Below are 13580 nucleotides of genomic sequence, written 5' to 3' on the forward strand. Positions count from 1 at the left end.
ATGTTTCGCCTTTGCGGAAACGCCGTTTAGACTTCGATCGATTCGATTCGTACGCGAGTGTACAGTTGGCGATGGCCGGTGCGGCGCTTCGAGTTCTGGCGACGACGAAACTTCTCGACGTAAACCTTTTCGCCCTGCTTAGGGCCCAAAACGGAAACCTTCACGCTGGCACCGCTGACAGTTGGCGAACCCAGCTTGAAGCCGTCGTCCGAACCGATCGCGAGAACCTTAGGGAAATCGAGGCTTTCGCCCTGACCGACATCGCGGTAATCGATATCGATTTCTTGTCCGGGCTCAGCACGGTATTGCTTGCCACCATCCACGAAAATTGCATACATCGTAGATTGATTCCTGTGTCTTATCGTAAGTGTCTGATATATAAACTTGCGTTATCGTGCCGAAGATTGGGCACGTTTTAGCTGCGTGAGATTGGATGACTATAGACGCTGGGACAATTTTGTTGAAGGGCTAAAATAAGCCGCACCGTCGGTGATACCAGATTTTCCTGCCTCCGCAGCGACCGCAACCGCTTTGTCGGCTCTATTCCGGCGTCTCAAAGTTATTAATTTCCCAGTGCTGTTCGCCGTCGTAGTCTCTTTGGAACGACAGGGTGACCAGGACCGGATCGGGGATCGTCCCCGAAGTATCCCGGAAGCGGAGCGTCCAGCGACGCGATCCTGCCATCTTTACGCTGTCGGTTGCTCCCTCGAACTCCCACTCAGGCTTTTTGTCGGCATTTATCAGCGTCTTAACGAGCGGTTGTGTAATAAAATCGCTGAAGACTGGCCCGCTGGGAGGCATGTCCGCATTTTCATCGGGCTCCGTCTTTTCGGCATAGTACCGCGAAAGGTTAACGCTTTTGTACAGTCGGTCGCGCTCTGCCAGCGACATTTCAAAGCAGAACTCGACTTCGCCAGTCTTAAAAGAATCCAGCCAATTCTGAGCGAATCGCTTGGCGGTATGGAGTTGGATTTGATCGGCGGCGTTCTGAGCGGCGACCGCCCAGCTGCCGAAGAAGATCGCCAGCCCAAGGCCAACTAATGCGAAGCTTCTTCCCGCATAGGGTAGTTTTGACGGTCTAAGGGCGATTAGAGCGGCTGCGATCGCCAGGATTGGCACGATCCACATGTAGGGACCAGCCAGTGCAACGACGCTGATCAGTCCCAGCAGCATCGAAATGATCCCCGAAACTCGCAGCGGGTGGCTTTGCAGTTGGTCCGGATCGTTTTCGACCGATGTAAATATTACTTTGGGTGAACCCGAATCCATCAGTTGCGACTCTTGTTATTCGAATGGCGGTCAAACGCCCCGCCGGTTCGCGGAGCTATCGAGCATTGAGGAACTACGCAGCTTAGCTGTCGGAGGTTCGATCCGGTGCCGCGCGAACTCTCGATAACCACCACGCGGCGACGGGTTTGAGCGGATTTTGGAAAATATCCCCTGCAACCTTGGCTGGCGAGCGGTTTGCCAACCTTCCGCAGAAGCACTCAGCGGCGTAAAATTCCCGCCTAGCTTGGTGTGCGACCAGGCACTTCAAGAAAATTAGAAAAGGAAGATCACGATGACTGCCCAGGCTGTCCAGGAGCGAATCTATAATTTCTCCCCAGGTCCAGCAACCATGCCGCTATCGGTATTGCGCGAGGTGCAAGACGAATTGCTGTGCTTGCCTGGAGCGGGCTGTTCGATCATGGAAATGTCGCATCGTGACAAGATTTTCCTCGACATCCTGCACGCTGCCGAAAATGGCGTCCGGTCGCTGTTGAACGTTTCCGATGACTACGCCGTCCTCTTCCTGCAAGGCGGGGCGCGACTGCAGTTTTCGATGATCGCGGCGAATCTGTTGCGAGGCCACAGCGGCAAGGCTCAATACCTCGTCACCGGCAGCTGGGGAAAGAAGGCGGTCGAGGAAGCTGTCAAAGAGGGCCCGACCGAGGTCATCTGGGACGGCAAACCGAACAACTACAACAACCTCCCCGGCGAAGGCGATTACACCGTCGACCCTTCGGCTGCGTATCTTTATTACTGCAGCAACGAAACGATCCAAGGCGTTCAGTTTCAATCCGAACCCACGGCTCCCTCGGGCGTTCCGTTGATCTGCGACGCGTCGAGCGATTTCTTGTGCCGGCCGTTGGATATCGAAAAGTACGGCATGCTCTACGCATGTGCTCAGAAAAATGCAGGCCCCGCGGGCGTCACCGTGACGGTGATTCGCAAGGATCTGTTGGAGCGATCGCAAGCCGAGCTGCCCGGTTATCTGAACTACAAGAACCACGCCGATAACGATTCGGAATGGAACACGCCGCCAAGCTTCGCGATCTACGTGCTGGGCAAAGTCTTGAATTGGTTGCGCGATGACATCGGCGGCCTGCAAGCGATGCACGATCTGAACCGCGAGAAGGCAGCGTTGCTGTACGATTTGATCGATCAGCACCCCGAGTTTTACATCGGCCACTCGGTCCCCGATTGCCGATCGTTGATGAACGTCACCTTCAAATTGCCTAGCGACGAACTGCAGGCGGCATTTTTGAGCCAAGCCGCAACGCACAATCTGGGCAGCCTGAAGGGACATCGCAGCGTCGGCGGAATTCGCGCCAGCATCTACAACGCGATGCCGCGCGAAGGCGTTGCCGCCTTGGCTGATTTCATGAAAGACTTTGTTGCTAAAAACGGTTAGTTCCCTCGCCCATGCAGTAAGAGGGCTGCCGCCGGAGGATCACACGTTGGCTGACACCAGCCGACTCGCATCCCCGCGGAACCGTTTGCGTTAGGGACTTCTTCAACCGATGTCCCTGACGATTGCTTATTTCACCCATCGCAGACTTTTATCAGAACCGACGGAAACCATGCACCGAATCATCGTTCTCGACAGTATTGCCCAAGAAGGCCTTGATATTTTGGATGCCGAACCGGGTGTCGAATACGACGTCCGCACCGGACTCAAAGGCGAAGAACTCCGGCAGGCGCTGACGGAATACGATGGCGCGATTCTCCGCAGCGGCGTGAAGATCACGCCCGAATCGGTCGCTGGCAACACGCGGCTGAAGGCGCTCGTACGAGCTGGCGTGGGAACCGACAACATCGACAAACCGGCGGCCACCCGGCAGGGCATCGTTGTGATGAACACGCCGACCGGAAATACGGTCAGCACCGCCGAACATGCGTTTGCCCTGATGATGTCGCTGTCGCGGAATATCGCCGCAGCGAACCAAAGCCTTGTCGAAGGCCGCTGGGATCGCAAGCTGTATATGGGTAACCAGTTGGCTGGCAAAACCTTGGGCATCGTCGGGATGGGACGGATCGGTCGCGAAGTCGCTTCGCGAGCCAAGGCGTTCGAAATGCGAGTCGTCGGTTACGATCCGTTTTTGACCGAAGAGCAGGCTGCGAAACTTGGGATCGATTACGCAGCGACTGTCGACGATCTGTTGCCGCAGATCGATTACCTGACCGTCCACACGCCGCTGACTCCCGAAACAACCAACTTGGTCAGCAAGGCGAACCTCGAAAAACTGAAGCCAGGCGTCCGCTTGATCAACGCAGCTCGCGGCGGGATCTACGACGAAGAAGCGCTGATCGAAGGTTTGGACAGCGGCAAGATCGGCGGCGTTGCGTTGGACGTTTACCCCAACGAACCCTGCACCGACAGCCCGCTGTTTGGCCGCCCCAACGTCGTCTGCACACCGCACTTGGGAGCGAGCACCGAAGAGGCTCAAACACAGGTCGCGGTCGAAGGTATTCACCTGTTGATCAACTTCTTGAAGACCGGCGAGATCCGCCACGCGGTGAACGTCGCGGCATTGGATCCCAAGACGCTGGCCGACATGAAGGGCTTCCTGAACGTGGCTCATCGCCTGGGCGTCCTGTTGGCTCAGTGGCATGGTGGCGGAATCGCGTCGGTGCAACTGCACTATCGCGGCGAGATCGCTTCGAAGAGCACCCAACTGCTGACCAGCGCGTTCTGCGCCGGTCTGTTGGAAAACGCTTTGGAGGAAGAGGTCAACGTGATCAACGCCGAGGTTTTGTTGCGTGATCGCGGAATCGACTTGGTCGCTCACCAGCACCACGAAATGGGGTCGTTTACGTCGTCGATGACCGTTGAGGTTTCGGGCGGCGATCGCAGCGTAAAGGCTTCCGGAGCGCTGTTGGGACACAACATGCCACGCTTGGTAATGTTGGACGATCATCGTCTGGAAAGCTACCTCGACGGCAAGCTGTTGATCTTCACGCATGCCGACGTCCCCGGAATTATCGGTCGCGTCGGAACCGTGTTTGGCCAGCACAACGTCAACATCGGCCAGATGGCAGTCGGCCGCGCCGGCGGCAGCCAAGGCAGCCGCGCTGTGGGCGTCTTGAATCTCGACGGCGTGCCATCGCAAGCCGCTTTGGACGAAGTGCAAGCGATCGAAGCGATCGACCACGTCTGCGTGATCGAATTGCCGCCAGCGGATCAATTGCCAGCTTGGCTGCAAGCGTAATCGCCCTGTCGCGATCCCTCGATTGATGCGGCGATCAACGGTCGTCGCGTTGTGGGCAGACTGCCGATCGAATCCCGGTCGGCACTCAGTTCCCGTGAATTCAGCGTTTCACGGGCAGACATTGGCGGTATATTGATTGTGTTCGACGTCAGCTTTGGCGTTTTGTGAACCGGTTGTTTTTTCCGTTTGCGATTCTGCTCGCTTGGCGAGTAGAGCGACGCCCGCGGGGCGACTGCCAATCGATGGGAAGCACTTGCCCGCTCCAGGAGCCTGATGATGGACGAACACGATTCGATCGATCTATTTGCTCGTGTCCGCGAAGGGGAAAAAGAGGCCGAGTTCGAACTGTTCGACCACTACGTCGTGCGGTTATTGGGGCTGGTGCGGAAACGAATCTCGCCGCAATTCGCCCGGCGTATCGAAGCCGAGGATGTCGTCCAATCGGCCTATCGCAGCTTCTTTTCGGGCGTCCAAGACGATCGCTTTGTGTTGCAAAACAGCGGCGATCTGTGGCGGTTGTTGGCTGCGATCACGATGCACAAATTGCATCGCCAATTGGAACGCAATAAAGCTGCCAAGCGTTCGGTCAAACGGGAGCACAGCATTCAATTGCAGTTGGGAGATTCCAGCTGTACGTTTTCGGTCGATGCCGTCGCCAGCGAACCGACTCCCGAAGATGAGGTCGCTCTTAGCGAAGAGATCGGGCTGCTGATGAGTTCCTTCGATACGGGACAGCAGACGATGTTCGAGATGCGTTTGGCCGGAGCGACGATCGACGAGATCGCCGCGCAGATGGAGTGTTCCGAGCGGACCGTCCGCCGCTTCTTCGACCGGAAGGTCAAACCGATGCTCGAAGCGAGGTTTGGTTTGCCCCAACCGTCGTGATTCGTTTGGGCTTTGGCTCTTCTCGCTATTCCTGCGAACGCATTGTAACGCGCGGCACCAGTGGCGACTGGAGATACGGCGGTTGAGGCGGTGGCGAAGGCAGCAGATCCAAGACCGGGTTGTTCGGTTCGCCAGCAAACAGCGGCTGCGAATACTCGGGAGCGACCAGTTGTTTGGGAGCGCTGATCGCCAGCGGTTGCGGAGTGCTTAGCACCGCGATCGGGCGATTGGCTTGCACCGCCAGGATCCCCGCTGGGAGATTGCGGTTGTCGGCGTCGCACGCTCCGATGAATTGCCAGCCCGCTTCGTCCATCGCAAACCGGAACTGCATCAGGTCGAACGGATGAGCCGGGCGATTGTTGGCGACGAGCGATTGGACGCCTAACAAGTGGTTGGACGATTGCAGCAGCGAATCGCCAAGCTGGCCGTTGCGGATCGTCACGCCGCCGGCGATGTTTGTCAGCAGTCCCTGCTCGATTCGGCACTGCCCCAACCAAACGTCGGCGGTTCCGGTCAGCTTGTGGGCCAAGTTGTCGAACACGCGGCTGACTTCGATGCCCGTGATCGACGATCCGCCGAGATCGATGTTCCATCCATCGCGGCTCAAACGGCAGCTGACCGGGCCGTTGAATTCACAACTGTGGCCAAGCTTGGGCAGCTGTGGGAAGTAGTCCGACAGCAGCGAATAGGGCAGCGACGTGCCGCCGGTATGCAGTTTCCACGCGGTCTCGGGATAGCGGCGGCTGCGGTCGCGGGTGATCGAGATCGTCGCTGGCGATGGCATCTCGCGACCGGCGATCTTGAACTGCATGATCGTTTCGTTGGCGTAATCGTGCGGTTGCACATACGCTTGCAGATCGGTCAGCGTGACGCCGCCGCTGGTGCTCAAAATGCTCAGATCGTCCGCGGCGATCCGGACCGGATTGGTCGTCAGTTCGGGATGGCACAGGAAGCGATCGTGCAGCAGATGCCAAGCGTGTGGCAATTGCGGGGCTCGGACCTCTGGTTGTGCCAGTCGCAGCGCGAGCCTGCCGTCGCGGGTTGTGAACTGCACCACGCGGATGCTGCCGATGTCGGCTCCCGTTTCCGGATCGGTCACGTTCACCCGTTCCAGCTGCATCGCGCCGGGAGCCAAGACTTTCAGTTCGCCGATTTCAAAACGCAGCCCGAATCGATCGCACAGCTCGTTTTCCAGCCGCTCTCGCCGCCAGTTGTCGAACCAAGGCGTGCTGCGAACCAAGACTGTCGATACCGTCAGCAGTGTGGGTAGCGCACAGGCGACCACAAACACTAATTGACAGATCAGTCGTTGAGTTCTTTCGTGCATCCTTGCACCGATCGGTTGATTGGCCTTCGCCCATGGAGCCGTCCAAAATCGGGGCTCCACGTTCGCAACGCAGCGAGCGCAATCGTAGTGATTGATCGGCGTTGATGGTAGAGCGAACGGGCCGCAGGAATTGCGAAACCCCCGGTTTCAGTTCGGTTTGCCCGCACCGCAACCGAGCTCGATTCGGCGGATTGGTCCGCTAGCATCGCTCGCCCGATAAAGCCCGCTGTGGCTGTAACGGCTTGTCGGCCTGCCGCTTGTCCGGCGGGAGCCTGCGATTGCTTCCGCTACCAATAAAAAATGCCAGCAAACCCGGATTGGATTTGCTAGCAATAAGATTTGATTCCTCGCAACGCTTCGTCAGCGATTGACCAGCGCGGCGAAGCGGTGCCGACACGGCTGCCGGATCAATTCGCGAAGGTCATCGATTTGGCGGTCGAATTGCTTTCGGTCGGTTCGGTCCACTGGATATCACAGCGGCTCATTAGGCGTCCGGCGATCGTAAGGTCGGCACCGAGGGTGCCGACGAGATTTCCCAGGATCGAGGCGACGGGAATTTCCGAGGCTTCGTGCAGGATCATCGTCTTGGCATTGGGAGCGACGAGGGTGGTGATCTCGCAGCCGACGGCGGCTTCGATCGCTGGTTTCAGCGACGCGAGTTGACGTTTGTCGTCGCCGACCAGCAGCACGCGTTGACGGCCACCGAATCGCAACAGTTTGGGACGGGCTCGTTTGAGCGCGGTGTCGATCAGCGATTTCAATTCTTCGCTCGATACGACGCCCGCTCCGCTAGTATCGTTCAGCATTTCGTTTGCCGTCTCCGCTGCGGAGGCCATCATCTGGTCCAGCATGTCGCCAATTTTTGGCGGCGTTACGGGAGCCGACGGGCTGAGGCATCGGAACAATAGTTTGTCGGCGAATTGATCGTGCAGCGCGGCGGCGACAACCGGTTGGATCTTCCGCTCGGTTAGGTTCGATGACAGGCCGCTTGGCAGTTGCAGACCCAGCAGCAGCTGATGCAGGTCGGCGAGTTCGTTGGCGTGCGACAACAACTCTTGTTCCAAGCACTTGACCTGGTCGCCGATCTCTTCGAACACGATGCCGTTTGGTTTCTGCAGATCGGCTCGCATCAGATCCAGCATCGCCCCCGAGATTCTCGACAGATCGATTTGTTTGACCCGCGTCGATGTCAGGTCGCTCATGGCGAGATGCAGCGCATCGTTGGCTCGTTCGCGAAGGCTTGTGATCTCGTGCTCGTTCTCTTGAGCGTAAGCAAAACACTGCTTCGTGATCGCTCGCAGCAGACCTACCGATTGGAACAGGTCCAACTTTTGGTCGCGGAGTTTTTTACGCAGCAGTTGCATCAGCGATCCGATCGATCCCTTCCCCAGCTGTGGCAGTTCTTGCGTCGGTTCATCGGATTCCGCAGCCATTGCGAGCAGCGGTTGAACTTTGGCACGAGCGCAGATCACTGCGTCTTTGGCGATCGGCGCCGATGGGTCGCGCCGCGACTTCATCTCTCTAGCGATCGTTTGTTCCAGTTCGGTGCACCACGTTTCAGGCTTTTGCTGCAGGACTTCTTCGATCTGTTGAGCCGCCCACAGCGTCGGCGAAACACCGATCTGGTTGAGCGTCGAGATCACATCGTGCCGCAGGTTGGCGTGTTGGGTTTTGGGATCTCCCATCCAGCCGCGGATGACTTGGTCGATCGAGCGTTTCTGCAGCCCTTCGAGATCGATCTGCGGGCGGACTTCCAAAGGTGCGGAACCAAAGCTGCGGAGCGTCGCATCGGTGCGATTCTCGTTTTCGACTTCCGGGCGTTTCCTCGCTTGATCCATCAAAGCGGGAGCGATGAAGGCATCGTTCCAAAGGTAGTCCGAGAGCAATTGAATGCCGTCTTGGTCCTTCGATGGTGCCGCGACATAAGCGGCTGGCAACGGGGTTCGCGCGGCCGGAACGGATGCCAATGTGTTGGCCCGATCCTCGGGATAACCTTTGTTTGGTTGCAGGAAGTAGTGCATCTCGCTGAGCGCCGCGTGAGTCGATGCGATCGACAGCGGGTCGGCGTTGGCAACGTCTTCTGGTACCGAAGCCAACATCAATGGACGGACTTCGATTTCGGCAAGGTTGTGTTCGTCCAACAGGTTGCGAAGCATGAACGTAACGTCCAGGAACATGCCGCTGGCGGTACCGCCATACAGTGATCCGACGACGTAGATCCGCGGCTTGCGGTTGCCGTCGGGATCGTTTTGTAGTTCGGAGATCGATTGCGAGAGCATCCGTTTCAGATGGCTGGCATGGTCGATCAACGCCAAGCGTCCCAGCGGGCGGAGCCCTTCGGTGCGTCGTGTTTTGGGGACGTTGTAGATCCACCGGCGGCTGATCGATGTGAACCGATCGCCGTGCGATTCACGATAATCGTGAGGGCTCTTCAGCGGGAAACAGGCGCGTTGAACGTTGCAGATCAAATTGTTGGCGATTTCGAATTCGCGAAACCTATACAGTTCGGCATCGTCGGTGTCGATCAACAACCCCTGCAGATTGCAAAACGTCGATTCGGAGTTTGTTTGTTTCAGGCACAGTTGTTCCATCACGCTGCGACCGACGCCACCGAGACCGATCACCAGAGCTTCGCTGGTCTCTAAGCTGGAAAGTTCTTTCGAGTCGAGTCGCGGGAGATTGGCGACGGCTGGGCGGTTGCTGACCGACAAGCTTTCGCTCAGTTCGTCGAATCGCTGTGTATTCCCATCGACGGGGTTGGCTTGCGTCGGGATCGCGATCGGCCGTTCGCTCGATTGCTTCAGACGATTCACGAGGTCGCGGCAACTGGGGAAGCGGCGGTTGGGATCTTTTTCCAAAGCGCGTGCGATCACAGGCCGGTCGGCCGGCGGAAGCGATTCCAAGTTGGGCGCGCTGTGAACGTGTTGGGTTGCCAGTTGAGCAATCGTTCGCCCGGCGAACGGTCGGTGTCCGGTCAACATCTCTTGATACATAACGGCCAGTGAATATTGGTCGCTGTTGTGATGCGGTCGGCCATCGAAGACTTCCGGCGCAGCGTAGATTGGCGTCAGTCCGCCGACCATCGAACACTCGATATCGCCGAGGTCTTTCAGCAGACCGAAGTCGCCAACTTTGACGTGACCGCCAACGATCAACAGGTTCCCAGGTTTGACGTCCAGGTGCTGCAGTTGAAATTCGTCGTGTAGATAATCGAGTCCATCGGCGGCGTCGTGCAGGTAGCCCAGCAGGTCCGGCTTAGGAATTCCACACGATCCCCGCTCGCGATGCTTGTTGTAGATATCCTCCAAACTGCCAGCGGCCAGTTCGGTGACGATGATCAATTGACCATTGATGATCTCGAATCGTTCCAACGACAACAGGAACGGATGGTTAACTCCTTTGATCCGGTTCAAGGAACGCAATTCGCGCGAACCCCGTTCGCTGTCGTGCGAACCGAAGACAAATTTGATCGCCTTCTCCATCCCGCCGGGCGCTTCGGCGCTCCAGACTTCGCCGTAGCCACCAGCACCCAGTTTGCGCAAGACCTTGTAGCCAGCGATGGTTTCCGTGCCCGATTCGATTTTTAAAGCTGAAATAGTCATTGTGCCTACTATCTATAGTTCGCTGAAGTAGCTCTTACATGCTTGGTCCAAGAAGTCGGGTCTCAGTTGAGGTGGGATCTTCTTGTACTTACAAAAGTTGTTCACTTGGGTGAGGATGTCGCGCGGCTGACAGCGTCGCAGCGACCGACCGCTCTGTTCGTAGAACCTCAACAGATGCTCGGCGGCTCCCTTGGCCGGAGCGAACCCCATCTTTTCAACGTTGTGGTTGAATATCCGCGTAAACTCTTTCGGATCGGGGTCGTCGACCATGATCTTGTAGGGGACGCGACGCAGGAACGCTTCGTCGACCAATTGGTCGGGGTTCAGGTTTGTCGAGAAGATGATCAGCTGTTCAAACGGCAGTTCGATCTTTTTGCCCGATGGTAGAGTCAGGAAGTCGATCCGATTTTCGAGCGGGATGATCCACCGGTTTAATAGTTCCTCGGGCTGGATGCGTTGTCGGCCAAAGTCGTCGATCAACAGACAGCCGCAGTTGCTTTTCAGTTGCAGCGGTGCTTCGCAAGTGTTGGACCGTGGGTCGTGGCGGACCTCCAAATTATCCATCACCAATTCGCCACCAACGATTACCGTCGGGCGTTGGATCCGAATCCAGCGTCGATCCCATTGCTGCGCCTTGATGATTCCGTCGCCCGTTTCGGGGATCGGCATCGGTCGATGGAAGGCATCGTCTTGGACCTTGATCAGATTGCCATCATCGAAGATCGCGTGAGGAATCCAGACCTCTTGCCCCAGGCATTGGGTCAAGCATCGTGCGATCGTGGTCTTGCCGTTGCCGGGAGGTCCAAACAAAAACAGGCCGCTGTTGCTGTTGATCGCCGGACCTAGTTGATCCAGTAGTTCGTTGTTGTGCGAGATGCCCGACAGTGCGCCACGCAGGTCGTCGTATCCGATCGGGTCGAGTCCGGCCGCTTGCGCCTCGACGCTCAGGACGTAGTCGCTCAGTGGAACCGGAGCTGGCCCGGTGTAAGCGCAGTGACTCATGTGTGTCTGCGCTCGCTTTTGGCCGTTTTCGGATAATGAATAGTAGTAGTCGTTGAAAGCTGCGGGGCGAACGTGGGTGATCAACTGACGCGTTCGCTGAGCTTCCAGTAGTGGTTCGACAACGCCAAATGGAATCCCGGTCCGCTCTGCCATCGCGCGACCGCTGAGTGTTCCCGTATTGAGGAAGATCTTTAATATCAACGCATCGATATACGATTCGGAGAGTCCCGTCTCGTCGAGATTGCGCGGTTCGGTTGGCCAGAAGGTGTCACCACCTAATAAGCCAGACAGAAGCGCGGAATCGATGCTGTGCGTTTGATTCAATACAGTCACTAAGATCACCAACCGAGAGTCGAACGATATTGGTTTGCAGACATTCCGCTAAAACGTAGCTCGCTAGTTCAACCAGGGAAGTGAGAACGGACAAACTCACGAAAAAGATGTATTGCTTTGTGCACTGTGTGATTTGCGTCCTAGACTTCGAAAGATCTCTGGACATAACAGGTACCAAAATGGACAAGCCGTCCTCTTGCGGGTTGCACTGAATATGACAATCGTTCCGAATATGATCGCAACCAATAAACCTCCTGCCGATGTTGGCAGCGATGTGTGGTTCCTCAGCGGCCCAACGCGGCCGGGTGATGTTTCTCGCTACATTCCTGTAGAAGAAGAACCATTTGTGGTTGGGCGTAAGCCGAACGTGAACCTGACATTGGGATACAACACCGTCAGCAGTGCGCACGCCAGTCTATGGACAGAAGAAGGGCAACTGTGGTTGCAGGATCTGGGCAGCACCAACGGAACCTTTGTCAACGGGCAACGGATCTCACAACCGGTTCGATTGGGTGAAGAGGATCTCGTTCACTTCGCCGAAGCGTTGTTCCGAATTCGCCGCCAAAGCATCGGTGCCTCGACATCTGGAACTATTCCGCAGAACGTTTGCGATCAAGCGTTGGCTCTTGTTCAGTTCGATCGATTGATGAGCGAACGATTGGTCGTTCCGCATTTCCAACCGATCGTGCGGATGAGCGACAACGAGATGTTGGGGTTTGAGATCTTGGGACGTGGACGCGTCTTCGGCCTGGAATCGGTCGGCGCGATGTTCGAAGCCGCGTCGCAATTGAATCTCGAAGTCGATCTCAGCCAGATGCTGCGCTGGGAAGGAGTTCGCGTCGGCCGCAGCCTGCCGCAATGTCCTGTCTTATTTGTAAATACACATCCCGCCGAACTCGCCAATGATGGGCTCGAGACCTCTTTGGAACTGCTCCGCGATATGGCGGGCAGCACGCGGCTGGTACTCGAAATTCACGAATCGGCGGTCACCAATCCCGAATTACTATGCCAGTTGCAGGCCAAACTTCAGGCCCTCGGGATCGGGCTGGCCTACGACGATTTCGGTTCCGGCCAAGCGCGACTGAGCGAATTGGTCCAAGCGCGGCCCGAATTTGTCAAATTTGATATGTCGTTGATCCGCGACATCGATACTGCCAGTCCCGAGCGCCAACGAATGCTCGAAGCTCTGGTCAAGATGGTCCGCGATCTCGACATCCAAGCGTTGGCCGAGGGGATCGAAAGCAAGGCGGAAGCAGAGTTCTGCATGCAGGTCGGATTCGATTTGGCCCAGGGGTTCTATTATGGCCGCCCCGTTCCGATCGAAGCGGCGACCGATCGCAGCGAATAGCCGTCGCTGGCATTTTCGCTAGCTTTTTTCCTATCGCGACACGATCCGCGGCCGGTTGCCCCGATCGATTCCGCCAACCGTAGCCTCTCCCGCGTTTACGGTGAATTCATCGATGAAACCTCCGTCGGGGCTCGTCTTGCCAACTGCTGGCAATTCGCTTCTTGCACCCCGGATCACGGATGCCGCTTGCGAGGCTGCGAACTCTTTCCAAGCAACGGTTGGGAGCGTGGGAGCACATCAGATGCCCGGCCCAACACGCGGTCCCAGCCTCGGCGAGTTGCGGAACATCCGCAAAATAGCTCTACGTGACGCTTGTGCACGCCCATCTGGCGGGTGTAGATTTTAAAGCGAGCTGGATTTTTTGCTTGCGTACCCCAGTGTTTCTAGTATAAACCATGTCTTACATCCTAGTAGTGTTGGTGGGGCTACCCGCTGGCAGGGCTGTTAAGTGTTTGTGCTTGGACGAATTAGCCGGCGCGACGTGGTCCAAGAGAAACGGATGCTCGGGCGTGTCGGCTGATACCTCAAATTGAAACAGTGATTTGCCCGCCTGCCCCCCCGAGCGAATCTTGGCTGGTGAGGGCCGGAGGTGTTAGGCTGGAAGGCAATGG

The 13580-nt window shown here is 57.1% G+C and carries 9 protein-coding genes; 4 read left to right on the forward strand and 5 right to left on the reverse strand.

Annotated elements, in window-relative coordinates:
• Positions 1-26: 26 nt before the first annotated feature.
• Positions 27-338, reverse strand: a complete 312-nt coding sequence (gene rplU, locus CA51_RS04535) for a 50S ribosomal protein L21 (RefSeq protein WP_145118190.1) — start codon at positions 336-338, stop codon at positions 27-29.
• 202 nt (positions 339-540) lie between these two features.
• Positions 541-1269 carry a hypothetical protein gene (locus CA51_RS04540; protein ID WP_145118192.1) on the reverse strand — a complete coding sequence of 243 codons (729 nt, stop codon included), beginning with the start codon at positions 1267-1269 and terminating at the stop codon, positions 541-543.
• 292 nt (positions 1270-1561) lie between these two features.
• Between CA51_RS04540 and serC the strand changes: the two genes are divergently transcribed.
• The 3 genes from serC to CA51_RS04555 all read left to right on the forward strand — a co-directional run bounded on the left by serC (position 1562) and on the right by CA51_RS04555 (position 5357).
• Entirely contained in the window at positions 1562-2674 is a 1113-nt protein-coding gene (gene serC / locus CA51_RS04545) for a 3-phosphoserine/phosphohydroxythreonine transaminase (RefSeq protein ID WP_145118194.1), read from the forward strand.
• Positions 2675-2843: 169 nt separating this feature from the next.
• The gene (serA, locus tag CA51_RS04550; RefSeq protein WP_145118196.1) at positions 2844-4472 is read left to right on the forward strand and encodes a phosphoglycerate dehydrogenase; all 1629 of its coding nucleotides are present in this window, start codon (positions 2844-2846) and stop codon (positions 4470-4472) included.
• 276 nt (positions 4473-4748) lie between these two features.
• On the forward strand, positions 4749-5357 hold the full coding sequence (locus tag CA51_RS04555) for an ECF-type sigma factor (protein ID WP_231746002.1): 609 nt from the start codon (positions 4749-4751) through the stop codon (positions 5355-5357).
• A 25-nt stretch (positions 5358-5382) separates the two neighbouring features.
• On the opposite strand, the gene CA51_RS04560 is transcribed toward CA51_RS04555, so the two are convergent.
• From CA51_RS04560 to CA51_RS04570, 3 genes are all read right to left on the reverse strand, one after another.
• On the reverse strand, positions 5383-6684 hold the full coding sequence (locus CA51_RS04560) for a hypothetical protein (RefSeq protein WP_145118200.1): 1302 nt from the start codon (positions 6682-6684) through the stop codon (positions 5383-5385).
• Positions 6685-7091: 407 nt separating this feature from the next.
• On the reverse strand, positions 7092-10286 hold the full coding sequence (locus CA51_RS04565; RefSeq protein ID WP_145118202.1) for a protein kinase domain-containing protein: 3195 nt from the start codon (positions 10284-10286) through the stop codon (positions 7092-7094).
• A gap of 12 nt (positions 10287-10298) precedes the next feature.
• Positions 10299-11612 carry an ATP-binding protein gene (locus CA51_RS04570; RefSeq protein ID WP_145124026.1) on the reverse strand — a complete coding sequence of 438 codons (1314 nt, stop codon included), beginning with the start codon at positions 11610-11612 and terminating at the stop codon, positions 10299-10301.
• Between the two features lie 223 nt (positions 11613-11835).
• Here CA51_RS04570 and CA51_RS04575 point away from each other — a divergent pair, with 223 nt between their 5' ends.
• Positions 11836-12969 carry an EAL domain-containing protein gene (locus CA51_RS04575; RefSeq protein ID WP_145118204.1) on the forward strand — a complete coding sequence of 378 codons (1134 nt, stop codon included), beginning with the start codon at positions 11836-11838 and terminating at the stop codon, positions 12967-12969.
• The last annotated feature ends 611 nt before the right edge of the window (positions 12970-13580 follow it).

This window comes from Rosistilla oblonga (assembly GCF_007751715.1).
Classification (GTDB): domain Bacteria; phylum Planctomycetota; class Planctomycetia; order Pirellulales; family Pirellulaceae; genus Rosistilla; species Rosistilla oblonga.

Bases quoted from the DNA above. Each gene is read 5' to 3' on its own strand.
- rplU (WP_145118190.1), bottom strand. From the start codon at position 338: ATGTATGCAATTTTCGTGGATGGTGGCAAGCAATACCGTGCTGAGCCC.
- CA51_RS04540 (WP_145118192.1), bottom strand. From the start codon at position 1,269: ATGGATTCGGGTTCACCCAAAGTAATATTTACATCGGTCGAAAACGAT.
- serC (WP_145118194.1), top strand. From the start codon at position 1,562: ATGACTGCCCAGGCTGTCCAGGAGCGAATCTATAATTTCTCCCCAGGT.
- serA (WP_145118196.1), top strand. From the start codon at position 2,844: ATGCACCGAATCATCGTTCTCGACAGTATTGCCCAAGAAGGCCTTGAT.
- CA51_RS04555 (WP_231746002.1), top strand. From the start codon at position 4,749: ATGGACGAACACGATTCGATCGATCTATTTGCTCGTGTCCGCGAAGGG.
- CA51_RS04560 (WP_145118200.1), bottom strand. From the start codon at position 6,684: ATGCACGAAAGAACTCAACGACTGATCTGTCAATTAGTGTTTGTGGTC.
- CA51_RS04565 (WP_145118202.1), bottom strand. From the start codon at position 10,286: ATGACTATTTCAGCTTTAAAAATCGAATCGGGCACGGAAACCATCGCT.
- CA51_RS04575 (WP_145118204.1), top strand. From the start codon at position 11,836: ATGACAATCGTTCCGAATATGATCGCAACCAATAAACCTCCTGCCGAT.